The sequence below is a fragment of the Pseudomonas sp. ESBL9 genome (assembly GCF_036668715.1).
Taxonomy (GTDB): Bacteria; Pseudomonadota; Gammaproteobacteria; order Pseudomonadales; family Pseudomonadaceae; genus Aquipseudomonas; species Aquipseudomonas lundensis.
Window position 1 is genome coordinate 186,099 of the sequence record NZ_JAZEVV010000005.1, and the last position, 22,884, is coordinate 208,982.

Sequence of the window (22,884 nt, forward strand, 5' to 3'; positions counted from 1 at the left end):
TTTGCAGGGGATTACCTGATGCGTTTATCAGGTGAAGGGATCGCTATGAACGACTGAGGCGTTTGGCTACAACAAACCTGATTTGGTCGCGATGACCACGGCTGACGTTTTATTGTTCGCTCCCATCTTGCGGATGGCACTGCTGATATGAAAGTTCACGGTGCGCGTGGTCAGGCTCAGGATCATGCTTATGTCAAACGCGGTTTTCCCTTCCGCCGTCCACTTCAGTACTTCCGCCTCACGGGCCGAAAGCCGCGTGGTCGGGGCGGACTCAACATGCCGCGGAAAGTACCGCGAAGTCATGGACGTGTGCAGTTGATTGCACAGCCATAGGACATTTGCGGCCTTCTCGGAAAATTCGCGTTCCGTGAGCGGGCCGTTAGATCTGGCCAGGCTCAAAATGCTCACAACGCCTTTGGTGTCATGTACCGATTGAGACCACCCATGGTTCAACCCGTGCGCTTGCGTACCTTCCCATATCTCGGGAGTTTCACTAAATACGGTTTGGTCCCAGATGATGGGTGAGATGGACAGCTGGCAATGGATGACAATGGGGTTAGTTTGTACATAGTGATTTTTTTCGTAATGCTCTATAAATCCTTTTGGATAGTTTGTTAATAATTTGCTATGCGTTAGGATGTTTCCGAAGCGAGGAATTAATCGGAACAGAAAATATTCAAAACCATAGGCTTCTATTTTTTTGAGTGTGTATTCGGTCAGCTGACTTTCAGTTTGGTTTGTAGCACACTGATTTTCATAGATTATTTGTTGAGTTTTCATGAGGAGATCCCTTGCCCCTAAAATATGATCCAATTTACATAACGTCTTCATAGTAGTTGAGGTTTGTAGGAAAGTTCAAAGCGGTTTGTCTTGTATTAACATAAGTTGAGTGAATGAAAATTAGTGTAAAAGCACGAAAATCGATATTCGATATCTTGTGTGGGTGATGCTCGATATTTAAAGTTTTGATTTTTTTGTTAATTTTTTGACGTCATTAATAAGTGCTCACCGTGTCATACGCTATTGCTTCACTAACATGACCGTTACGTGTATCACGCCATGTTTAAAATGTTTATGTGAAACAATCGCAGTGATAGCAAAACAATGTCATCACAAACCGTCGGTGTTCCTCATGGGGCGTTTGCGCGACACTAGGGCACTAGCCAATGGAGTGCACCATGACTGCCAGCGCAGAAAAATTCACCCGTCAGACCCTGCTTGATGTTCGTCCTATGACCCCGAGCCTTTTCACCCTGCGTACCACGCGGGACAAGGGCTTTCGTTTCACGGCAGGCCAGTTTGCCCGGCTGGGCGTGACCAAAGCCGACGGCAGTACGGTCTGGCGCGCGTACTCGATGGTGTCGTCGCCCCATGATGACTTCCTCGAGTTTTTCTCCATTGTCGTACCGGGGGGGGAATTCACCAGCGAGCTGAGCCGTCTGCAAGTGGGTGATACGTTGCTGGTTGATCGGCAGGCGTTTGGGTACTTGACCTTGAATCGGTTTGTGGATGGCCGCGACTTATGGCTATTGGCAACCGGCACGGGGGTGGCGCCATTTTTATCGATTCTTCAGGACTTTGAAGTGTGGGAGAAGTTTGAGCGCGTCATTCTTGTTTACAGTGCGCGCGAAGAAAAAGAACTGGCTTATCAGCCGTTGATTCATCAGCTAATGCAGCGAGAGTATTTGGCTGAATATGCGCACAAATTTATCTATGTGCCTGTTGTGACACGTGAAAAAGTCGCGGGTGCATTGAATCAGCGAATGACATCGCTTATTGAAAGTGGCGAGTTAGAGCGTGCTGCGGGTGTAGCGTTAACGGCTGAGCATTCACGGGTGATGATATGCGGCAATCCTCAAATGATTGAGGATGTTCGCGCGCTATTAAAAAACAAAGCCATGCGGCTAAGTTTGACGCGCAAGCCGGGGCAGATAGCGGTCGAGAACTATTGGTAAGGCTGCCCCCTCAGTGACGCTCACATAAAAACGGCGCCTGATGGCGCCGTTTTTATGTGAGCGTCGGGTTAAGGCCGATTGTTTTGTACCTTGAGCAAGTCGCGAATTTCGCCCAGCAACTCTTCTTCTTTGGTTGGCACCGGGGGGGCGCTTGGCGCGACGGCCTCTTCACGCTTGAGGCGATTGATCGCCTTGACGCCCATGAAGATGGCAAACGCCACAATGATGAAATCGATCACGCTCTGGATGAATTTACCGTAGGCAAGCACAACTGCCGGGGCATCGCCCACAGCGGCTTTGAGCGTAATGGCCAGGTCACTGAAATCCACGCCACCGATCAACAAACCCAAAGGCGGCATGATCACATCGCCGACGAAGGATGAAACGATTTTGCCAAATGCCGCGCCGATGATAATACCGACGGCCATATCGACCACGTTCCCTTTGACCGCGAAGGCCTTGAACTCACTTATCACGCCCATAGGTTATTCCTTGTTACAGATGAGATTGGTTAACGCAGTGTAAATCAGCCTTGGGGATCTTGCCCGATTGGCTGTTTGCCGCTACGCGTTTGTTATCGACCGGTCAGTACGTCATTAGTTTTCAACTACTCGTCAGCGCCCGCCAAATACGCGACTCAGAGGTTCAACTCCAGACTTTTTTCTTAATGGGTTGCTTGAGACCTTTCTATTTAGAATTTGCCCCACCGACCTCTAGCCTTTGCTCAGTGCACGTTGATGCGCCCCCAATGATTAGAGGATCTACGCATGACCACCTCCCTTGGCTTCGGACTGTTTTCACAGCGACGCGTACTGTGTGTGTTGAGCGCCAGCCTACTGTCGGCTTCTGTCCATGCCGCCACCCTGACTCGCGATAACGGTGCAGCCGTGGGCGATAACCAGAACTCGCAAACCGCCGGGGCCAACGGCCCGGTGCTGCTGCAAGATGTCCAACTGCTGCAAAAGCTGCAGCGTTTTGATCGTGAGCGCATCCCTGAGCGGGTCGTACACGCCCGTGGTGCGGGGGCTCACGGTACGTTCACCGTGACCAACGACCTCAGCGATCTGACCAAAGCCAAAGTGTTTGCTGGCGGTGAAGTCACGCCGGTGTTTGTCCGTTTCTCGGCGGTGGTGCATGGCAACCACTCGCCCGAAACCTTGCGCGACCCACGCGGTTTTGCAACCAAGTTCTATACCGCAGACGGTAACTGGGACTTGGTCGGCAACAACTTCCCGACGTTCTTTATCCGTGATGCGATCAAGTTCCCGGACATGGTGCATGCCTTCAAGCCTGACCCGCGCACCAACCTGGATGATGATTCCCGTCGTTTCGATTTCTTCTCCCATGTACCGGAAGCGACCCGTACCCTGACTGAGCTGTACTCCAACTCAGGCACGCCGGCCAGCTACCGTGAAATGGACGGTAACGGTGTCCACGCTTACAAACTGGTGAATGCCAAGGGCGACGTGCGGTATGTGAAGTTCCACTGGAAAAGCCTGCAAGGGCAGAAAAACCTTGATCCGAAACAGGTGACTGAGGTTCAGGGCAAAGACTACAGCCACATGAGCAATGATCTGGTCACCCACATCAAAAACGGCGACTTCCCCAAGTGGGACTTGTACGTGCAGGTGCTCAAGCCTGAAGACCTGAAATCCTTCGAGTTCGACCCGCTGGACGCCACCAAGATCTGGCCGAATGTGCCGGAGCGCAAAGTGGGTCAGATGGTCCTGAACCGTAATCCGGCCAACGTGTTCCAGGAAACCGAACAGGTTGCCATGGCGCCTGCCAACCTGGTGCCGGGTATCGAACCGTCGGAGGACCGTCTGCTGCAAGGCCGCGTCTTCTCCTACGCCGACACGCAAATGTACCGTTTGGGGGCCAACGCCCTGCAATTACCCATCAACGCTCCCCGTGTAGCCGTCAACAATGGCAACCAGGATGGCGCGATGAACCTCGGTCACACCACTACGGGTGTGAACTACCAGCCGAGCCGCCTGGAACCGCGTCAAGAGCCGCAAACCGCGCGTTACAGCGAGATGGCCCTGTCGGGGGCGACCCAGCAAGCGAAGATCGCGCGTGAGCAGAACTTCAAACAGGCGGGCGATCTGTACCGGTCATTCAGCAAGAAAGAACGTCAGGACCTGATTGACAGTTTCGGCGGCTCGCTGGCGACCACGGACGATGAAAGCAAACACATCATCCTGTCCTTTCTCTATAAAGCGGACCCTGAGTACGGAACCGGTGTGACCCACGTCGCAAAAGGTGACCTGACCCGCGTCAAGGCACTGGCTGCCAAGTTGGTCGACTAATACGCCCCCCCTGTAATCGCTGCTGGGCAGTGGTTGCAGGGTTTACCTCCGGGAGGTCGCACCATGCGTTTTTTTATACCGTTCGCCGTGCTGTTTATCAGTGTCTGCGCTCAGGCCGATGAGCCGGACATGCGCGTGCAGCTTCAGGATTACTACTTCGACGCTGCCCGCCGAGGCGATGTGGCCATGCTCGACACCTTCATTGAGTCGGGGTACGCCCTCGACACTCAGGACAGCAAAGGCTACAGCGCGTTGATTCTGGCGGCGTATCACGGCCAGGCCGACGCGGTCGAGCGTTTACTGGCCGCCGGGGCCAATGCCTGCGTGCAGGACAAACGCGGTAACACCGCCTTGATGGGCGCTATTTTCAAAGGTGAGCTCAAGATTGCCCGCCGGTTGCTGGCCACCGAGTGCAACCCGGACCAGCGTAACCAGGCAGGCCAGACTGCCGCCATGTACGCGGGGCTGTTTAAGCGTGTTGAGTTGCTTAACGAACTGACCCGCCACGGCGCGGACCTGAATGCCGAAGATCCGTTGGGTAACAGTGCCGCTCGGCTGGCCAAGGGTGAAATCCGCATGCCGGTTGCGCGCTGATCCGGGCCGAGTGGGCTATCATCGCGTTTTTTTTCGTGGAGTTCAGATGGCCAAGCCCAAGCGCATTTACGGCTGCACCGAGTGCGGTGCAACGTTTCCCAAGTGGGCCGGGCAGTGCGGCGAGTGCGGTGTCTGGAACACATTGGTCGAAACCGTTGTGGAAAGCGGTTCTGCGGCACCGCCCAGCGGTCGCACGGGTTGGACCGGACAGCAAGCCCAGCTCAAAACCCTGGCTGAAGTCAGCATCGAAGAGATCCCGCGTTTCTCCACGGCGTCCGGCGAGCTGGATCGCGTGCTGGGTGGCGGACTGGTCGACGGCTCTGTGGTGCTGATTGGTGGCGATCCGGGTATCGGTAAATCCACCATCCTGCTGCAAACCCTCTGTCACATGGCCACGCGCATGCCTGCGTTGTACGTGACGGGCGAAGAATCCCAGCAGCAAGTGGCCATGCGCGCCCGCCGCCTGGGGCTGCCGCAGGACCGTCTGAAGGTGATGACCGAGACCTGCATCGAAAGCATCATCGCCACGGCCAAGCTCGAAAAACCCAAGGTCATGGTGATCGACTCGATCCAGACCATTTTCACCGAACAACTGCAATCGGCCCCGGGTGGCGTTTCGCAAGTGCGTGAAAGCGCGGCGTTGTTGGTGCGTTATGCCAAATCCAGTGGCACGGCGATTTTCCTCGTCGGCCACGTGACCAAAGAAGGCGCGCTGGCCGGGCCTCGCGTACTGGAGCACATGGTCGACACCGTGCTGTATTTCGAAGGCGAGTCCGATGGACGCTTGCGCCTGCTGCGTGCGGTGAAAAACCGTTTTGGCGCCGTCAACGAACTGGGCGTGTTCGGCATGACCGACAAAGGCCTGAAAGAAGTGTCCAACCCGTCAGCGATTTTCCTGACGCGCGCGCAGGAAGAAGTACCGGGCAGTGTGGTTATGGCGACCTGGGAAGGCACGCGTCCGATGCTGGTCGAAGTGCAGGCGCTGGTGGACGACAGCCACATGTCCAACCCGCGGCGCGTGACATTAGGGCTGGATCAGAACCGGTTGGCCATGTTGCTGGCCGTGTTGCATCGCCATGGTGGCATCCCGACCCACGATCAGGACGTGTTCCTCAACGTGGTGGGCGGGGTGAAAGTGCTTGAAACGGCGTCTGACCTGGCCTTGATGGCGGCGGTGATGTCGAGCTTGCGCAATCGCCCGTTGCCCCACGATTTGCTGGTATTCGGCGAAGTCGGCCTGTCGGGCGAAGTGCGTCCGGTGCCGAGCGGGCAAGAGCGCCTGAAGGAAGCGGCCAAGCACGGCTTCAAACGCGCCATTGTCCCTAAGGGCAATGCCCCGAAAGAGTCACCGCCCGGTTTGCAGATCATCGGGGTGACGCGGCTGGAGCAGGCGCTCGATGCCCTGTTTGAATAGCGTTTACTGATCGCTGATCAAGGCTTTTAACTCGCGCTGAAGCAGCGCTTCATCGCCCAGGTTCAGTTCGACCACTCGACGCAGGTGGCTGATCGACCCTTGGTCGATGCGGGTGCATTCAAAGCCCAGTCTGTGGGCCTCGGTATGGGCCAGACGCATGTCCATGATGATGTGCGTTTGGCCGCTCAGCTGGATGTGCGCGGTAAACACTGGCGTAGGGTCAGTGTGAGGGTGCCAGGTTAGCGGCTTTTCAATCAGCATCCCCTTGAGCGATACATCCAGCAGTTTGACCGACCAGTGCAGATCCTCCTGACTGATTAGGGTCAGGGCATCGAACGCAATACGGGTAAAGTGCCGACGTTCATCAGGTTGCGTGTGCATGGTCAAATCCTCCGGGCGTGCCTGAACTATAGTCCCGATCCGACGATTGCCAGTGATGAAAAAAACCGCTCGAAGAAGGCTCTAGACCAACGTCAGGGGGTGGTCTTTAGTGCTGGGAGCGCTAAACTCCGGGGGCAGTCCTTCTTGTCCAACTGGCCGGAATATAAAAATGAATAATAAAAATAGCCTGCTCCGTCACATTCCGTGGCTGGTGCTGGCAATTGTAGGAGCCTGCGCCCTTGGCGTAGTGGCATTGCGTCGGGGTGAGGCGATCAACGCCTTGTGGATCGTGGTGGCCGCCGTTGCCATCTATCTGGTCGCTTACCGTTATTACAGCCTGTTCATTGCCACCCGGGTGATGCAGCTGGACCCGAGCCGGGCCACGCCTGCGGTCGTTAACAACGACGGTCTGGACTACGTGCCGACCAACAAACACATTCTTTTCGGACACCACTTTGCCGCCATCGCAGGCGCCGGACCGTTGGTCGGGCCGGTGCTGGCTGCGCAAATGGGGTACTTGCCCGGCACGCTTTGGCTGATTGCTGGCGTCGTGCTGGCCGGTGCGGTGCAGGACTTCATGGTGCTGTTCCTGTCCACACGCCGCAATGGCCGCTCGCTGGGCGACATGGTGCGTGAAGAAATGGGCAAGGTGCCGGGCACCATTGCGCTGTTTGGCTGCTTCCTGATCATGATCATCATCCTCGCGGTGCTGGCGCTGATCGTGGTCAAAGCCCTGGCCGAAAGCCCGTGGGGCATGTTCACGGTGATGGCCACCATCCCGATTGCGATGTTCATGGGCATTTACATGCGCTACATCCGCCCGGGTCGCATTGGTGAAATCTCCATCGTGGGTGTGTTGTTGCTGCTGGGCTCTATCTGGCTGGGGGGCCAGATCGCCGCCGACCCTGAGTGGGCGCACGTGTTCACCTTCACGGGCGTGCAAATCACCTGGATGCTGATCGGTTACGGTTTTGTCGCGGCAGTACTGCCTGTGTGGCTGGTGCTGGCTCCGCGCGATTACCTGTCCACCTTCCTCAAAATCGGCACCATCGTGGCCTTGGCGATCGGCATTCTGATCACCATGCCCGAGCTGAAAATGCCGGCCGTTACCCAATTCATCGATGGCAATGGCCCGGTCTGGAAAGGCGGCCTGTTCCCCTTCCTGTTCATCACCATTGCTTGCGGTGCGGTCTCGGGTTTCCACGCACTGATTTCCTCCGGCACCACGCCCAAGTTGCTGGATAACGAAACCAACGCCCGTTACATCGGCTATGGCGGCATGTTGATGGAGTCGTTCGTCGCCATCATGGCAATGGTTGCCGCATCGGTGATCGAGCCAGGCGTGTACTTCGCCATGAACAGTCCGGCTGCGATCGTCGGTTCGGACGTTGTCAGCGTGGCGCAAACAGTCACCAGTTGGGGGTTTGCAATCACGCCGGATGCACTGACGGCGCTGGCTCAGGACATTGGTGAAACCACAGTTCTGGCACGTGCGGGCGGCGCACCGACCCTCGCAGTCGGTATCGCGCAAATCCTGCACCACGTGTTACCGGGCGAGAACACTATGGCGTTCTGGTATCACTTCGCTATTTTGTTTGAGGCCTTGTTCATCCTGACGGCCGTCGATGCCGGTACGCGTGCCGGTCGTTTCATGCTGCAAGACTTGCTCGGCAGCTTCGTGCCTGCCCTCAAGCGCACCGAATCATGGCCTGCCAACCTGATTGCCACGGCCGGCTGTGTGGCGATGTGGGGCTATCTGCTGTATCAGGGCGTGATCGATCCGCTGGGCGGCATCAACACCTTGTGGCCGCTGTTTGGTATCTCCAACCAGATGCTGGCAGGTATCGCGCTGATGCTGGCCACGGTCGTGCTGATCAAAATGAAGCGCCAGCGTTATATCTGGGTGACCATGCTGCCTGCGGTCTGGCTGCTGATCTGCACCACCACGGCAGGCTTCATCAAGCTGTTCGATGCCAACCCGGCGGTGGGCTTCCTGGCGCTGGCCAACAAATACAGCACGGCGCTGGACGCGGGCCAAGTGATTGCTCCGGCCAAAAACATCGACCAGATGCAGCACGTGATTATCAACGCGTACACCAACGCGGGCTTGACCGTGCTGTTCCTGTTCGTGGTCTTCAGCATCCTGTTCTATGCGCTCAAAGTCGGCATTGCCGCTTGGGGCACCAAAGAACGTACCGATAAAGAAGCGCCATTCCAGGCCATGCCGCAAGAGTGACAGAGGGCTGCAAACATGTTCAACGACCTGAGTCGCCTCGGTAAATACCTCGGTCAGGCTGCACGCCTGATGGTCGGCATGCCTGACTACGACAATTACGTCGAGCATATGCGCACTAAACACCCGGACAAGCCGGTCATGAGTTATGAGGCGTTCTTCCGCGAACGCCAGGAGGCCCGGTACGGCGGCAAGGGTGGCCCCAAGTGCTGCTAACCCGCTAGCCCTTGTGCAGGAGCGGGCATGTTCGTGAAGGTGTGGTGCCAGTCAACGATCCCGTTGAATGCCCCGTGTCTTGGCGAACAGGCCCGCTCCTGTTTTCGTATCTGCACACCCATTTTCAAGGAGACTGCATGTCCTCTCCCATCCCCGTCACCATCCTCAGCGGCTTCTTGGGGGCTGGCAAAACCACGTTGTTGCGTTACCTGCTCAGGGCCGAACACGGCCTTAAAATTGCCGTGATCGAAAACGAATTCAGCGATGCCGGGATCGACACCCAACTGTTGGGCGACGAACCGGTGCAGGTCATGACGCTGGCCAATGGTTGCGTGTGCTGCACCATCCATACTGACCTGACCAAAGCCCTTTACCTGCTGCTTGAGCGGCTGGACAGCGGCGAGATTGCCTTTGACCGGTTGGTGATCGAGTGCACCGGCCTTGCCGACCCGGCGCCGGTGGCGCAGACCTTTTTCATCGATGAAGAACTGCGCGAGCGCTACCTGCTGGACGGCATTATCACCCTGGTGGATGCGGCCCATGCGCAGGTTCACCTGACGCAGACCATCGCCCAGGCCCAGATTGGCTTTGCGGATCGTTTGCTCGTGAGTAAGCGCGACCTGGTGGACGACGCGACCTTCGATGCCCTGAGTGAGCGGTTGACCCGCATCAACCGTCGCGCACCGATCCGCGTGGTCGAGCACGGCAAAATCGATCTGGCGGAGTTGCTGGACGTGCGCGGTTTTAACCTTAATGCCGACTTGGGCGGTGGGGTGAGTTTGCGCCCGGTGCAGCCGGCAGCGTCTGTTGACCGTATCTCCAGCCTGGTGCTGCGCACCGACAAGCCGCTGGACATCGATCGCCTGAGCGAATTCATGAATGAGCTGCTTGAAGACCATGGCACGCAACTGCTGCGTTACAAAGGCGTGCTCAATATCGCGGGCGAGGCCCGGCGTCTGGTGTTTCAAGGGGTGCTGAAGTTGTATGGCTTTGACTGGGACACGGAGTGGGCTGAGGGAGAGGTGCGTGACAGTGTGATGGTGTTTATTGCCGACGACCTGCCCGAAGAGAAGATTCGCGAGGGGTTTGCGCGCCTCGGGAGCGAGTGAGAGGGCGCCCGCCTCATTTTTTTGCACTCATAAAAAAGCCCGGCTCACGCGCCGGGCTTTTTATTTAGCCAGTGACACTCAGTTGCCGTAAACCGGCAGCTTCTTGCAGATGGCTTTGACTTTCTCGCGAACGGCGTCGATCACGGCTTCGTTGGTGATGTCGTCCAGGATGTCGCAGATCCAGGTAGCCAACTCGCGGCATTCTTCAACCTTGAAGCCACGGGTGGTCACAGCCGGTGTACCGAAACGCAGGCCCGAGGTCACGAACGGGGAACGTGGGTCGTTCGGCACGGAGTTTTTGTTCACGGTGATGAAGGCCTTGCCCAGTGCGGCGTCAGCGTCTTTACCCGAGATGTCTTGCTTGATCAGCGACAGCAGGAACAGGTGGTTTTCAGTACCGCCCGAAACCACGTCATAACCGCGCTCGATGAACACCGAAGCCATGGCCTGGGCGTTCTTCACCACTTGTTGCTGGTAAACCTTGAACTCAGGTTGCAGGGCTTCTTTGAAGCACACAGCTTTACCGGCGATCACGTGTTCCAGCGGGCCGCCTTGCGAACCCGGGAAGACAGCGGAGTTCAGCTTCTTCTCGATGTCGGCGTTAGCTTTGGCCAGGATCAGGCCGCCGCGTGGGCCGCGCAGGGTTTTGTGGGTGGTGGTGGTGACCACGTCCGCGAACGGAACCGGGTTCGGGTAAACGCCCGCTGCAACCAGGCCGGCCACGTGGGCCATGTCCACGAACAGGTAAGCGCCGACTTTGTCAGCGATGGCACGGAAACGCGGGAAGTCCAGGATCTGCGAGTAAGCGGAGAAACCGGCCACGATCATTTTTGGCTTGTGCTCAACGGCCAGACGCTCGACTTCGTCGTAGTCGATCAGGCCATTGGCGTCGATGCCGTACTGCACCGCGTTGTACAGCTTGCCCGAGGACGAAACGGTTGCGCCGTGGGTCAAGTGACCGCCATGGGCCAGGCTCATGCCCAGAATGGTGTCGCCGGCCGACAGCAGCGCCAGGTACACCGCGCTGTTGGCCTGGGAACCGGCGTGGGGCTGAACGTTGGCGTAATCGGCCCCGAACAGTTCCTTGGCGCGGTCGATGGCCAGTTGTTCAACCACGTCGACGTATTCGCAGCCGCCGTAGTAACGCTTGCCCGGATAACCTTCGGCGTATTTATTGGTGAGTACCGAGCCTTGAGCTTCCATCACCGCTGGGCTGGTGTAGTTTTCCGAAGCGATCAGCTCAATGTGTTCTTCCTGGCGCTGAGCTTCTTGCTCCATGGCGGCAAAAAGGTCGGCGTCGAACTTGGCAAGTGTCAAATCACGGCTGAACATGGCGGTCCTCAAGGATCGGGGGCGGAAAAAGGAGGGCATTCTAACCCAACGGGTTTTATCTGGCATATGAAAGGCAATCATGTGGCAGACAAGTGGCTTTCAGGTACGGGTTTTTAGCGGGTTTTGAAGCCTTACTCGAACATCGGCAGGGCTTCCTGGCTGAAATGGGCTTCAAACTGTCGCGCAGGCATGGGCCGCCCGAACAGATAGCCCTGCACTTCATCGCAGCCGTGTTCACGCAGGAAGTTCAGTTGTTCGTGGGTTTCGACACCTTCGGCGATCACGGCCAGGTTCAGGCTGTGGGCCATGGCGATGATGGCACGGGCGATCTGCGCGTCCTGTTCACCTTCGGGCAGGCCGTCGACAAAGGTGCGGTCGATTTTCAGCACGTCGATAGGGAACTGCTTGAGGTAGTTGAGCGACGAATACCCCGTGCCGAAGTCGTCCACGGCAATGCTCAGGCCGAGGTTTTTCAGGCTGGCAAGGATTTGCAGCGCCTCGCTCACTTCGCGCATCAGGATGCTCTCGGTCAGTTCCAGCTCCAGACAGGCCGGGGGCAGGCCGGTGTCCTTGAGGATAGTGGCGATGCGCGTGCCCAACTGGCCGTCGGAAAATTGCCGCGCCGAGATGTTGACCGAGACTTTCGGCACGCGCACTTTGGCTTGGTGCCATTGCTTGAGCTGACGGCACGATTCAGCCAGCACCCAGTCGCCCACATCCACCACCAGCCCCAGTTCTTCAAGTACCGGGATAAAGTCGCCCGGTGGCACCAGGCCACGACGCGGGTGGTTCCAGCGCAGCAACGCTTCGACGCCGGTCAGGCGTTTGCCGTCGCCGCTGAACTGCGGCTGGTAATAGAGGATGAACTCTTGCTGCTCCAACGCATGGCGCAGGTCGCTTTCCAGCTCCAGCCGCTCCAGGGCGCTGGCGTTCATGTCCGCTTGGTAAAACTGGAAGTTGTTTTTGCCACGCTCCTTGGCGTGGTACATCGCCGTGTCGGCGTTTTTCATCAACTGGCTGAGCTCGTTACCATCCTGCGGGCTCAGGGCGATGCCGATACTGGCCGTGACAAAGAACTCGCGGCTCTCCAGCACAAACGGCTTCACCAGGCTGGCGAGGATCTGTTCAGCGACGCTGATGGCGCGGTTGAGTGCTATCTCGCGGGTCGCACGGGGTTGCAGCAACAGGGTGAATTCATCGCCGCCCATGCGCGCCACGGTGTCGTCGTTGTCCACGCAAGCAAGCAGGCGAATGGCCATGTCTTTGAGCATGCGATCGCCCGCGGCGTGGCCCAACGAGTCATTGATCGGCTTGAACCGGTCAAGGTCGAGGAACATCAGTACCACCCACGACTTATTGCGTTCAGCCTGTTGCAGCGCGGTGTGCAGCCGGTCCTGGAACAACGTGCGGTTCGGCAGGTGGGTCAGGGCGTCGTAATAGGCCAGGCGATGAATACGCTGTTCACTGGCCTTGCGTTCGCTGATGTCGCTGAAGAAGCACACATAACTGGCCAGATCGCCTTCGTCATCAAACACGGCCGTGATGCCGACCCACGCCGGGTAGTGTTCACCGTTCAGGCGCTTGAGCCAGATTTCGCCTTCCCAGGTGTTGTGCTGGTGCAGTTGCTTGAGCACGTAGTGCAAATGCGCCTGTTGCTGCTCATCGACGGTGAGCATGCTCGGCAACTGGTCGAGCACTTGCGACACGGCGTAGCCGCTGACTCGGCTGAAGGCCTCGTTGGCCTGCACGATATAACCCGCCGGGTCGGTAATGAGGATGGCCGAGGTCGAGTGCTCAAATACCGTGGCGGCCATGCGCAGGTCTTTTTCGGCGCGGCGTTGCTGACTGATATCACGCCCGACCCCGAGGATGCCTTCGAACGCATCGTTCTCATCCCACACCAGTACCAGACGCAATTCGATGGGGATCTTGCGCCCGTCGGCCCGCAAGCAATCGAACAGGAACAGTTGAGTGTCGAGTTGGGTGCGCAGGGCGGCCAGTTGTTCGGGCTTGTCCAGCGCGCGACTGACTTGTTCGATCAGGCTGTACACACCGGCCAGTTGTTGCGGGTTGGCAATGGTTGATTGCCAGCCGTGGGTGAACACCCATTCGGCGTCAAAGCCCAGTACGGTCTGGACGGACGGGCTGACATAGTTGAGCTTCAACGCATTGTTGGTTGAAAAAATCACATCACTGATGCTTTCGGCCAGCATCCGGTAGCGTTGCTCGCTGTCACGCAACGATTCGCTGGCTTCGATCTGATCGGTGATGTCTTTGGCCACGCCGACGATACGCGTGACTTGATCGTAGGCGTCTCGCGCCAGCGCCTGTTCACGGATGTCGAAGCGCCGCCACACGCCGTTGCTATGGCGAAAACGCAACTGGCATTGCAGCAGGTGCGCGTAGCCGCTGTGGCGCTGTTGCTTGCGCAGCAGGTGGTAATGCTCGGCATCTTCGGGGTGCAGCAGCAGTTCCCAGAAGTAAGCGCCCATTTGCTGCAGTTCGGTGGCGTTGTAGCCCAGGGTGTGGCCCAGATGGTGGTTGCTGAAAATCATCCGCTGGCTGATGACGTCCTGCACGTACAAGTGGTCCGGCACGGTACGCACCACATCCGACCAGAAGCTCTCGCGCTCTTGCAGCGACAGCTCGATCAGCTTGCGGCTGGTGATGTCGCTGATGCTCAAGATCACGGCCTGATAATCGCTGCGGTCTTGCGGCAAACGCAGCACCAGCCATAAATGCTGGTCCTGCCCCTTGGCGTCGACGAGGGTGATTTCCAGCTCAAGTTGCTGTTGGTGGTTGAGCACGGCCTCGATAACTTGATAACTGATGGCCGAGGTGGTGTTCGGGTAACCGTTGATCAGTTTTTCCCAGGCGCCTTCGCACGAATCCACGTCCAGCAAGTGCAATGCCACCTGATTGACTTCAGTGATGCGTAACTGTTCGCACAAATGCTGGCGCTGCACGGGGTTGTTGTTCAGCCAGTGTTTGAGCGCAGCGCTGTCATACAGCTGCTCGCGTTCGAGAAAGCCCGGCAGGCTCGAGAGGTCAAGCACGCACAGGGCGACGCCGGTGCCTTCAAATATGTCGTGATAACGGCGACGGCCTTCATGGGCCTGACGCTGGCGGCGGCGCAGGTTGATCAGTGCGATCAACGGTAGCAACGAAAACAGCAGGCCAAGCAGGCATTTACCGATGAGCCCGGGCAGCAGTTGCTCGACCACCTGTTCCTTATTGAACAGCCCGCGCAGTTGCCAGTCGCTGTGGCTCAACGGCATCAACACGACAGTATCGGCCTGATCCTGTGCGGTGAGGGTGGAAGCCGGTGTGACCGGCACTGCGCTGTGGCGCAGTACTTTATGGGTCAGCGCATTTTCGATCAGCCACTGCGGCCGGTCGCCATGAATGTTTTGCTGGGTCAGTTTGTTCAGCAGGTCCGGGCTCAGGCGCAGCAGCCAGTAGCCACGCGTCGGGCGGTCGGGTTTATCCAGCAGTAAATAAAGGGTGCTGGCGTCGCTGTTGTTGCTGAAGTAATAGCCGTCGGTGCTTTTGCGCGATTGATTATGTTTGATCCAGTCCCGCAAATAGGCGGCGTCCGGGCTGATGCCGCCGCTGTCGAGCAGCACCTCGCCCTCAGGGCTGAGTAGGGCCAGGCTTTGCAACGAGGGCAGCGACTGCATCATCTGGCTGGCCTGCGCGCGCAACTGTTGCAGGGTGACCGGAGATGGCCGGGCAGGCAGCAGTTTGAGTGCCATCTCCGCCCGCAGGCCCATGCTCAGGTTGACGTGATCTGCCAGGTCGGTGCTGTACGTGGCACTGTATTGGCGCTGATGCTCGACGGTGGACTGAAATTGCTCGATCAGCAGCCAGAACAACATGCCCAGTAGAAGCAGGACCAACGTGGCCAGCGCGCCTTTTAACGTGCCGCGCACGGGGGTGCCGAGCCATGGGCCTGGAGCACGCGCGGGGTTAGACGGTGTGACGTTGGGCAAGCTGTGATCCTGCGATTGGCTGCAATGGTGCGATACGCACTATAAGCGGGACGCCCAAAGGGCGGCTAGCATGCCTTGGACTGTGGCAAAGTGCCAGCCCCTTGGTGGGCGCTGGTTTGCCCTGCACTGCGCATTCAGGTAGCTTTGCCGGTTACGCGGGGGCACAAGGGCTCCTACACTCAGGCTTTTTACATGAACAGGCATTGACCCAGATCAATCCCTGTCCTTCTGCTATGGCCTGAGCCGTGCATTGCTCGCGCCTTAATCACCTGTCACTGACGCTAGGTTCACCATGGCTCAATACGTTTTCACCATGCATCGGCTGAGCAAAGTTGTTCCGCCGAAGCGGGAAATCCTGAAAAACATCTCCCTGTCGTTTTTCCCGGGCGCCAAGATCGGCGTACTCGGTCTGAACGGTTCGGGTAAATCCACCCTGTTGAAAATCATGGCTGGCGTCGACACCGAGTTCGACGGCGAAGCCCGTCCAATGCCGGACTTGAACATCGGCTACCTGCCGCAAGAGCCGCAACTGGACCCGAGCAAAACCGTGCGCGAAGTGGTTGAAGAGGCCGTGAGCGTGATCAAGGACGCCCAAGCGCGTCTGGACCAGGTTTACGCCGAATACGCTGACCCGGATGCCGACTTCGACAAGCTGGCCGCCGAACAGGCCAAGCTTGAAGCCATCTTGCAAGCGGGCGACGGCCACAACCTGGAGCGCCAGCTGGAAGTCGCCGCCGACGCGCTGCGCCTGCCCGCATGGGACGCGAAGGTTGAACACCTGTCGGGTGGTGAGAAGCGTCGTGTGGCCTTGTGCCGCCTGCTGCTCTCGGCCCCGGACATGTTGCTGCTCGACGAACCGACCAACCACCTGGACGCCGACTCCGTCGCCTGGCTGGAGCACTTCCTGCACGATTTCCCGGGCACCGTGGTTGCGATCACGCACGACCGTTACTTCCTGGACAACGTAGCCGGTTGGATTCTGGAACTCGACCGCGGCGCCGGTATTCCTTACGAGGGCAACTATTCGGGCTGGCTTGAAGCCAAGTCCGATCGTCTGGCCCAGGAATCCAAGCAGCAATCGGCCCACGAAAAGGCCATGAAAGACGAGCTGGAATGGGTGCGTAAAGGCGCCAAGGCGCGTCAGTCCAAATCCAAGGCCCGTCTGCAACGCTTTGAAGAACTGCAATCGCAGGAATTCCAGAAGCGCAGCGAGACCAACGAAATCTACATCCCGGCCGGTCCGCGCCTGGGTGACAAGGTGATCGAGTTCAAGAACGTCTCCAAGGGTTACGGCGATCGCGTGCTGATCGACAACCTGTCGTTCGCCATGCCTAAAGGCGCCATCGTTGGCGTGATCGGCGGTAACGGTGCGGGTAAATCCACCCTGTTCCGCATGCTGATGGGCAAAGAGCAGCCGGATTCGGGCAGCATCGAAATCGGTGAAACCGTTCAGTTGGCGTGCGTTGACCAGAGCCGCGATGACCTGGACGGCAGCAAGACGGTGTTCCAGGCCATTTCTGACGGTTCGGATGTCATCCGCATCGGCAACTATGAAATCCCTTCGCGTACCTATGTCGGGCGTTTCAACTTCAAAGGGGGCGATCAGCAGAAGTTCGTCAAGGACCTGTCCGGTGGTGAGCGTGGTCGCTTGCACCTGGCCCTGACCCTGAAAGAGGGCGCCAACGTGCTGCTGCTCGACGAACCGTCTAACGACCTTGACGTTGAGACCTTGCGTTCGCTTGAAGAAGCACTGCTGGACTTCCCTGGCGCCGCCATTGTGATCTCTCACGACCGGTGGTTCCTTGACCGTGTGGCGACGCACATCCTGGCCTACGAAGACGACTCGCAAGCGGTCTTCTTTGAGGGTAACTACACCGAGTACGAAGCTGACCGTAAAAAGCGCCTCGGTGAGGCGGCCACCCAGCCGCACCGCGTGCGTCACAAAAAACTGGCTCAGTAAGGCCGGTTTTTACAAAAGCGGAGCCCCATGGGGCTCCGTTTTTTTTGCGTGTGCTATTTCCGCCATCAGTGCCCGGCTTGCCACGTTTCAGGATTTCACCGGTTTAACGCTTAAAAGGGGTGCAGAAGTGGGTACAGAATTCACATTTTTGGTGCGCAAAACCTCTAAAAATCATCGCTATTTATAGAAAAGCACCATTTAAATTCAGAACTGCGACATTTTGCGCTGTCGCGGTGCGACATGAATTGATAAAGTTCCGGCCAATCTCCGTTTAACGACAATAAATTTGCCGAGACTTACCCATGATCGAATCCGTCGAGCACTTCCTTGCCCGCCTCAAAAAACGCGACCCAGACCAGCCAGAATTCCACCAGGCGGTGGAAGAAGTCCTGCGCAGCCTGTGGCCTTTTCTCGAAGCCAATCCGCACTACCTGACTTCCGGGATTCTCGAACGTATTTGCGAACCTGAGCGGGCAATTGTGTTTCGCGTGTCATGGGTGGATGACGAAGGCAAAGTGCGGGTTAACCGCGGCTTCCGCATTCAGATGAACAGCGCCATTGGCCCTTACAAAGGCGGCTTGCGCTTCCACCCGTCGGTGAATTTGGGGGTGTTGAAGTTCCTGGCGTTTGAACAAACCTTCAAAAACTCCCTGACCTCGCTGCCCATGGGCGGCGGTAAGGGTGGCTCGGATTTCAACCCCAAGGGCAAGAGCGACGCGGAAGTCATGCGTTTCTGCCAGGCCTTCATGAGCGAGCTGTACCGTCATATCGGTTCGGACGTGGACGTGCCCGCTGGCGACATCGGCGTCGGCGCCCGTGAGATTGGCTTCCTCTTTGGCCAATACAAACGCCTGAGCAACCAGTTCACCTCCGTGTTGACCGGCAAAGGCATGAGCTACGGCGGCAGCCTGATTCGCCCGGAAGCCACCGGGTTTGGCTGCGTGTATTTTGCGCAGGAAATGCTCAAGCGCAGCGGCCAGCGTATTGATGGCAAGCGGGTTGCGATTTCCGGCTCGGGTAACGTGGCGCAGTATGCCGCGCGCAAAGTCATGGACCTGGGCGGCAAAGTCATTTCGCTCTCGGACTCCGAAGGCACCCTGTATTGCGAAGCCGGTCTGGACGACGCGCAGTGGGAAGCGCTGATGGCGCTGAAAAACGTCAAGCGCGGACGTATCAGCGAACTGGCGGCGCAATTTGGTCTGGAGTTTCTGGCGGGCCAGCATCCGTGGCATCTGCCCTGTGACATTGCGCTGCCTTGCGCAACACAGAACGAACTGGACGCCGAAGCCGCTCGCACATTGCTGAGCAATGGCTGTGGGTGCGTGGCCGAAGGCGCCAACATGCCGACCACGCTGGAAGCGGTGGACCTGTTTATCGAGGCGGGCATTTTGTTCGCACCGGGCAAAGCCTCCAATGCGGGCGGTGTGGCCGTGAGCGGTCTGGAAATGTCGCAGAACGCCATGCGCTTGCTGTGGACGGCGGGTGAGGTGGACAGCAAGTTGCACAACATCATGCAATCGATCCACCACGCCTGCGTTCACTACGGTGAAGAAAACGGCCGCATCAACTACGTCAAAGGCGCCAACATCGCCGGTTTTGTCAAAGTGGCCGATGCCATGCTCGCGCAGGGCGTGGTTTAAGCCCGGTCCACGCGAACGATCTCGACCTGCAAATCCCCGGCAGGTCGAAGCCACAACACTTCATCGCCGGGGCCTGCGCCCAACAGCGCACGGCCCAGTGGCGAGCCCCAGTTGATTAACCCCTTCGTGGCATCGGCCTCGTCTTCGCCGACCAGTTGCACCCGTTGCTCATTGTCGTGTTCATCGACGAACGTCACCCAACTGCCTATCTGCACCTTCTGCGTCGAAGTCGCGGGCGCGACCACCTGTGCGCTGAGCAAGCGCTGATTGAAATAGCGCAGGTCACGCTCAAGATCAGCCAAACGCTGCTTGTCGGCCTCATCCCCTTTCGCCGTCTCGTGAGCATGCTCAGCCTGTAGCTCACTGACTTTGGCCTGCAATAAAGCTTGACCTTGGGCGGTGACGTAATTGGGCTGGCTGCTGACCTGACGCTCAATGGGGGCATTGGCGTGGTCAGCAGCGCTGTCTTCGTTTACAAATGCGCGGCTCATGGCAACTGTCCCTTATGGCGATAAGGTTGAGAGCCCGCGGGCCGATCAAGGTTCAGATGAGTGCGAGCGATAAGCACGAGCAGCGTCGACATCCTTCTCGTGTTGCCAATCGCGTTCGCGCTCATCCCAATGACGGTCCTGATATTGCTCCCGGTCCTGGTTTTCGCGCATGGCCTGGCATTGGCGAAAGCCATCATCCCAGCCTTGAGCGTAGGTCGAATCCTTCAGGTAGCGCGGGACGTTTTTCTTGAATTCCCCCGTTATCACCCCGGCCGCTTGCCGGCCACTGCTGCACCCATCATCGAAACCGTCTGCAAAGGCGGGAGGATACCCTTTGGCCAGCAGGTCCTGATGGGTGGTCTCACACCCGGCCAACAGCACAATCAGCATCCCCAACCCCACACACCTGCGCCACATAACCCACCTCAGTGCACCGTTGAACGGCTGATGCGGTGAGTGTAGGCCGGGATCTGTGAGTGGGACGTCAAGCCGATGTCAATGCGATGTCAGTGATCAGGTTGAGCCCCGAGAGCCGACTGTTCAGCCAGTTCCTGCTGGATAAAGGCCGCGATCATGGCGCGGTACACCTGTTCGGTGACCTGCGGGTTGGCCCCGAGTTCGTCGGCCAATGCCCTGACTTTGAGGAAAACCTGCTCCACGCGTTGCGGCGCTTTGACTGCGTTGCTGTCCTTTTTAAACCGCGCAGCCTGCGAAACATACGCCCCGCGCTGTGCGATCAGGCCGACGATCTGGCGGTCCAGTTCGTCGATGTGTGAGCGCACCTCTTCAAGGGTGTGGCACGTTACCGTCATGTGGTGAAGCTCCCTTTAGTAGTGATACCACTTCACTTCCAGCATCACTTCGTTCACGGGCGAGGTCAGGTGGCTGAATTCGCGCTGGGCTGTCAGGCGTAAACCGAGGTTGCGCGACAGTTCCCATTGTTGATTCAGGCTTAAGGTGCGGCGTATTTCACCGTTGGTGAAGTAATCGCCCTTGGCTTCCAGGCTCAGGTTGCCGATCGGGTTGCGCCACAGCACGCCGGTGTTAAAGCCCGCCGCAGGTGACACGAACGCCGCGAAGTCGTTGTTGTGCTCCACGCGCACGGTGCCGAGAGCAAAGCCCAGTACCTCGTCAGCCAGTTGCCAGGTGCCACCTGCGCCGCCGTTAACGTGGCTGACGAGGGTTTCATCGCCATGTTTGCCGAGCACGCGCTCCAGCCCGCCACCCACTTGCCAGGACCACGGCTTAAGCAAGTCATTGCGCGGGGTCAGGGAGCGGATGTTGGCCAGGTCCAGCTGCTGGATTTGCCAGTGGTTGCCTTCGTACTGGCGCAGTTTGAGTTGCAGGATTTCGATTTGCGCGCCCAACGGGAAGCCCGGCGCGTTGTCGTTGAGGTCGTGGTAGGCCATGCGCAGGCCGTACTCGCCAAAAGCCTTGTCATCACGGCTGCCGACGCCCACTTGCCAGGTACGCGATTGGTGGCCGTTTTCTGGCAGCTCGGGTTTTTCGACATGCAGATGCGGGGCCGGATTCTGGTTGATCGCGCGCAGCAGTTCAAAGCTGCGCTGCGAACGGTCGGTGTCTCGCTCTAGGCCGTTGGCGCGGTAGCGTTCAAGGCGATACGCCGCATCGATAATCAACGCCTGACGCGCGCCGGGCAGTGCTTTGAAATCCGGGTTTTGCAATTGTTTTTGATCCGCGCTGACCTGCAGCACCCATTGCTGTTCTTCAGGGTCGAGGGCTTTGGCCCGGTCCAGCAGCTCGCGCTCGCGGGACGGACGGTATTCGATACTTTCGACCAGGCCTGCTTCCTTGACGGCCTTGACGGTGTCGGTGGGGATGGCGGTCAGGGGGAATTGGGTGGTCAGTTGCAGGCCGGGGCGCGCCACCTGCAGCAGCTCCAGCAAGCGATATGAGCAGTTTTCATCGAAGAAGAAGTAGTCGAACTGGATTTGTTTGAGCTCCCACACGTGCTCGACCATGCGCTGCGTTTCTTCGGGGGTCAGGTTGAGCCGGTATTCCCACAGGTCGCGGTTTTCAAGGCTGCGGTATTCCGACAGTTTTTCCTGATATGGCACCAGTGCGAACAGGCCCGGGTAGCCACCAGCCAGCCCTTTCCAGGCATACAGAATGCTGTTGTCGGAGCCTTCGATGTAGGCGCCAAAGTTGATTGCATAGCTCAGCAGCGCGGTTTTGTTGCTTTGCACGTCCGCCTGATCGATGCGCAGCAAGGTGTGACCGAACATCGATGAGGGGCTGTTGAGGTAGGCCGCCGGAAAAATCATGACCGTGCTGTGCGGGGCCACGTCTTTGAACCATTGCGTGAACTCCGCGCAGGGGGCTGGCGGCAGGTCGGTCAGGTTCAATTGGGCCTTGAGCCAGCGGGTGCGGGCCGGGTACACGCACTGCGGGTGTTTATCCCCCAGGCTCAACGGCGAATACAGCGCCTCGACGGTGGCACGCAGTTCAGCGTCCGGGTGTTGGGCGCCGTCGGGGGCGATGAAGAATTTGTCGTCGCTGACGTAACTGCGCCAGCCTCCGAGTGCGCGGGCTTCGTAATGCCCGAGGGAAATCCAGAAAGGGTCGTTGGCCAACTGCTGCACACGTTGATTGTCGATTTGGGGCGCGGCATATAACGGGGCGCAGGCACAGAGCGCCAGATAGGCAAGGCGTTTGAGCATGGTGGGCAACTGTTGTCAGGCAAAGAGAAATGAAGCGCAAGAATACCCGCTCCGAAAGGAGCGGGTAGGTCTCATTTACGCAGCAGTGGCGTATTTGGACAGGCGTGCGTCACTTTTCAGGACAGCCAGGGTGTTGTTGTGAACGTCATCGGCCGTCACGTCAGCTTTGCTGAAGATTTGCTGGAAGTGTTCGTGGGTGACAGCAGCAAAATGCTCGCGGTCTTCAGGGGCGACACCCAGTACCACCGCGTAGGTGGTCAGTGCTTCGCCGTTGCCTTTAGCCATGTCTTCGGACAGCTCGTTCATCATGCCATTCATGGCAATCCACGATTTGCCGCCGTAGGTCAGCGCGTCTTTGGTGGTGCAACCGTTGGTACCGGACGTCATGCCGAAAGTGGCGTTGCCGGAGGTGCCGTTGGTGGTAGAGGCCAGGAAGTGGGCCGGTGTGCCGCGCTGGCCTTCAAACAGCATGTTGCCCCAACCGCAGTTTGGGCCGCCTGGTGCTTGAGCCATGGCATTGAGGGAAACAACAGTGAAGAGAGTACCGAGAAGAATCCGTTTCATAGCTTTGTTCTCT

The 22,884-nt window shown here is 58.1% G+C and carries 19 protein-coding genes; 9 read left to right on the forward strand and 10 right to left on the reverse strand.

Annotated features, from left to right (window positions below; all coding sequences use genetic code 11):
* Window positions 1-66: 66 nt before the first annotated feature.
* On the reverse strand, window positions 67-780 hold the full coding sequence (locus tag V6F78_RS15755) for a helix-turn-helix transcriptional regulator (protein ID WP_080963833.1): 714 nt from the start codon (window positions 778-780) through the stop codon (window positions 67-69).
* Between the two features lie 398 nt (window positions 781-1,178).
* Between V6F78_RS15755 and V6F78_RS15760 the strand changes: the two genes are divergently transcribed.
* Window positions 1,179-1,955 carry a ferredoxin--NADP reductase gene (locus tag V6F78_RS15760; RefSeq protein WP_047295644.1) on the forward strand — a complete coding sequence of 259 codons (777 nt, stop codon included), beginning with the start codon at window positions 1,179-1,181 and terminating at the stop codon, window positions 1,953-1,955.
* 68 nt (window positions 1,956-2,023) lie between these two features.
* Here the strand turns inward: V6F78_RS15760 and mscL are convergent, their stop codons facing one another.
* The gene (gene mscL / locus V6F78_RS15765) at window positions 2,024-2,437 is read right to left on the reverse strand and encodes a large-conductance mechanosensitive channel protein MscL (protein ID WP_047273558.1); all 414 of its coding nucleotides are present in this window, start codon (window positions 2,435-2,437) and stop codon (window positions 2,024-2,026) included.
* Between the two features lie 285 nt (window positions 2,438-2,722).
* Between mscL and katB the strand changes: the two genes are divergently transcribed.
* From katB to radA, 3 genes are all read left to right on the forward strand, one after another.
* A complete protein-coding gene (gene katB, locus V6F78_RS15770; protein ID WP_095007552.1) occupies window positions 2,723-4,264 on the forward strand; it encodes a catalase KatB in 1,542 nt (513 codons plus the stop codon).
* 63 nt (window positions 4,265-4,327) lie between these two features.
* Window positions 4,328-4,858, forward strand: coding sequence for an ankyrin repeat domain-containing protein (locus tag V6F78_RS15775; protein ID WP_047292007.1), 531 nt, complete (start codon window positions 4,328-4,330; stop codon window positions 4,856-4,858).
* 46 nt (window positions 4,859-4,904) lie between these two features.
* Window positions 4,905-6,272, forward strand: a complete 1,368-nt coding sequence (radA, locus tag V6F78_RS15780) for a DNA repair protein RadA (RefSeq protein ID WP_047273562.1) — start codon at window positions 4,905-4,907, stop codon at window positions 6,270-6,272.
* 3 nt (window positions 6,273-6,275) lie between these two features.
* Here the strand turns inward: radA and V6F78_RS15785 are convergent, their stop codons facing one another.
* Complete coding sequence (locus tag V6F78_RS15785; RefSeq protein ID WP_048376735.1) at window positions 6,276-6,653, reverse strand: PilZ domain-containing protein; 378 nt, start codon at window positions 6,651-6,653, stop codon at window positions 6,276-6,278.
* Between the two features lie 169 nt (window positions 6,654-6,822).
* Between V6F78_RS15785 and V6F78_RS15790 the strand changes: the two genes are divergently transcribed.
* The 3 genes from V6F78_RS15790 (at window position 6,823) to yjiA (ending at window position 10,211) form a co-directional block, all read left to right on the forward strand.
* Complete coding sequence (locus V6F78_RS15790; RefSeq protein ID WP_047292013.1) at window positions 6,823-8,889, forward strand: carbon starvation CstA family protein; 2,067 nt, start codon at window positions 6,823-6,825, stop codon at window positions 8,887-8,889.
* A 15-nt stretch (window positions 8,890-8,904) separates the two neighbouring features.
* A complete protein-coding gene (locus V6F78_RS15795) occupies window positions 8,905-9,102 on the forward strand; it encodes a YbdD/YjiX family protein (RefSeq protein WP_047273565.1) in 198 nt (65 codons plus the stop codon).
* A gap of 137 nt (window positions 9,103-9,239) precedes the next feature.
* The gene (gene yjiA / locus V6F78_RS15800) at window positions 9,240-10,211 is read left to right on the forward strand and encodes a GTPase (protein ID WP_047292015.1); all 972 of its coding nucleotides are present in this window, start codon (window positions 9,240-9,242) and stop codon (window positions 10,209-10,211) included.
* 78 nt (window positions 10,212-10,289) lie between these two features.
* Here yjiA and glyA read toward each other — a convergent pair whose 3' ends face one another.
* Together glyA and V6F78_RS15810 are read right to left on the reverse strand one after the other, a co-directional pair.
* Window positions 10,290-11,543 (reverse strand): serine hydroxymethyltransferase, encoded by a 1,254-nt coding sequence (gene glyA, locus V6F78_RS15805; RefSeq protein WP_047273567.1) that lies wholly within the window; start codon window positions 11,541-11,543, stop codon window positions 10,290-10,292.
* 131 nt (window positions 11,544-11,674) lie between these two features.
* Window positions 11,675-15,535, reverse strand: coding sequence for a sensor domain-containing protein (locus V6F78_RS15810; RefSeq protein ID WP_442965110.1), 3,861 nt, complete (start codon window positions 15,533-15,535; stop codon window positions 11,675-11,677).
* A gap of 292 nt (window positions 15,536-15,827) precedes the next feature.
* Here V6F78_RS15810 and ettA point away from each other — a divergent pair, with 292 nt between their 5' ends.
* A complete protein-coding gene (gene ettA, locus V6F78_RS15815; protein ID WP_047273569.1) occupies window positions 15,828-17,495 on the forward strand; it encodes an energy-dependent translational throttle protein EttA in 1,668 nt (555 codons plus the stop codon).
* A gap of 302 nt (window positions 17,496-17,797) precedes the next feature.
* The gene (gene gdhA / locus V6F78_RS15820; protein WP_047292019.1) at window positions 17,798-19,135 is read left to right on the forward strand and encodes an NADP-specific glutamate dehydrogenase; all 1,338 of its coding nucleotides are present in this window, start codon (window positions 17,798-17,800) and stop codon (window positions 19,133-19,135) included.
* Here the strand turns inward: gdhA and V6F78_RS15825 are convergent.
* The 5 genes from V6F78_RS15825 to V6F78_RS15845 all read right to left on the reverse strand — a co-directional run bounded on the left by V6F78_RS15825 (window position 19,132) and on the right by V6F78_RS15845 (window position 22,871).
* Window positions 19,132-19,626, reverse strand: coding sequence for a GreA/GreB family elongation factor (locus tag V6F78_RS15825; RefSeq protein WP_047292020.1), 495 nt, complete (start codon window positions 19,624-19,626; stop codon window positions 19,132-19,134). The two genes, gdhA and V6F78_RS15825, sit on opposite strands and share 4 nt — an antisense overlap.
* Window positions 19,627-19,671: 45 nt before the next feature.
* Window positions 19,672-20,043: a hypothetical protein gene (locus tag V6F78_RS15830; protein WP_047292021.1), complete on the reverse strand. Its 372-nt coding sequence runs from the start codon at window positions 20,041-20,043 to the stop codon at window positions 19,672-19,674.
* An 89-nt stretch (window positions 20,044-20,132) separates the two neighbouring features.
* Window positions 20,133-20,438, reverse strand: a complete 306-nt coding sequence (locus V6F78_RS15835; protein WP_070411072.1) for a chorismate mutase — start codon at window positions 20,436-20,438, stop codon at window positions 20,133-20,135.
* Window positions 20,439-20,453: 15 nt separating this feature from the next.
* Window positions 20,454-22,307: an Lnb N-terminal periplasmic domain-containing protein gene (locus V6F78_RS15840; protein WP_332727764.1), complete on the reverse strand. Its 1,854-nt coding sequence runs from the start codon at window positions 22,305-22,307 to the stop codon at window positions 20,454-20,456.
* A gap of 75 nt (window positions 22,308-22,382) precedes the next feature.
* A complete protein-coding gene (locus V6F78_RS15845; RefSeq protein WP_019411892.1) occupies window positions 22,383-22,871 on the reverse strand; it encodes a DUF3015 domain-containing protein in 489 nt (162 codons plus the stop codon).
* Window positions 22,872-22,884 lie beyond the last annotated feature (13 nt).

Bases quoted from the DNA above. Each gene is read 5' to 3' on its own strand.
- V6F78_RS15755 (WP_080963833.1), bottom strand. From the start codon at position 780: ATGAAAACTCAACAAATAATCTATGAAAATCAGTGTGCTACAAACCAA.
- V6F78_RS15760 (WP_047295644.1), top strand. From the start codon at position 1,179: ATGACTGCCAGCGCAGAAAAATTCACCCGTCAGACCCTGCTTGATGTT.
- mscL (WP_047273558.1), bottom strand. From the start codon at position 2,437: ATGGGCGTGATAAGTGAGTTCAAGGCCTTCGCGGTCAAAGGGAACGTG.
- katB (WP_095007552.1), top strand. From the start codon at position 2,723: ATGACCACCTCCCTTGGCTTCGGACTGTTTTCACAGCGACGCGTACTG.
- V6F78_RS15775 (WP_047292007.1), top strand. From the start codon at position 4,328: ATGCGTTTTTTTATACCGTTCGCCGTGCTGTTTATCAGTGTCTGCGCT.
- radA (WP_047273562.1), top strand. From the start codon at position 4,905: ATGGCCAAGCCCAAGCGCATTTACGGCTGCACCGAGTGCGGTGCAACG.
- V6F78_RS15785 (WP_048376735.1), bottom strand. From the start codon at position 6,653: ATGCACACGCAACCTGATGAACGTCGGCACTTTACCCGTATTGCGTTC.
- V6F78_RS15790 (WP_047292013.1), top strand. From the start codon at position 6,823: ATGAATAATAAAAATAGCCTGCTCCGTCACATTCCGTGGCTGGTGCTG.
- V6F78_RS15795 (WP_047273565.1), top strand. From the start codon at position 8,905: ATGTTCAACGACCTGAGTCGCCTCGGTAAATACCTCGGTCAGGCTGCA.
- yjiA (WP_047292015.1), top strand. From the start codon at position 9,240: ATGTCCTCTCCCATCCCCGTCACCATCCTCAGCGGCTTCTTGGGGGCT.
- glyA (WP_047273567.1), bottom strand. From the start codon at position 11,543: ATGTTCAGCCGTGATTTGACACTTGCCAAGTTCGACGCCGACCTTTTT.
- ettA (WP_047273569.1), top strand. From the start codon at position 15,828: ATGGCTCAATACGTTTTCACCATGCATCGGCTGAGCAAAGTTGTTCCG.
- gdhA (WP_047292019.1), top strand. From the start codon at position 17,798: ATGATCGAATCCGTCGAGCACTTCCTTGCCCGCCTCAAAAAACGCGAC.
- V6F78_RS15825 (WP_047292020.1), bottom strand. From the start codon at position 19,626: ATGAGCCGCGCATTTGTAAACGAAGACAGCGCTGCTGACCACGCCAAT.
- V6F78_RS15830 (WP_047292021.1), bottom strand. From the start codon at position 20,043: ATGTGGCGCAGGTGTGTGGGGTTGGGGATGCTGATTGTGCTGTTGGCC.
- V6F78_RS15835 (WP_070411072.1), bottom strand. From the start codon at position 20,438: ATGACGGTAACGTGCCACACCCTTGAAGAGGTGCGCTCACACATCGAC.
- V6F78_RS15840 (WP_332727764.1), bottom strand. From the start codon at position 22,307: ATGCTCAAACGCCTTGCCTATCTGGCGCTCTGTGCCTGCGCCCCGTTA.
- V6F78_RS15845 (WP_019411892.1), bottom strand. From the start codon at position 22,871: ATGAAACGGATTCTTCTCGGTACTCTCTTCACTGTTGTTTCCCTCAAT.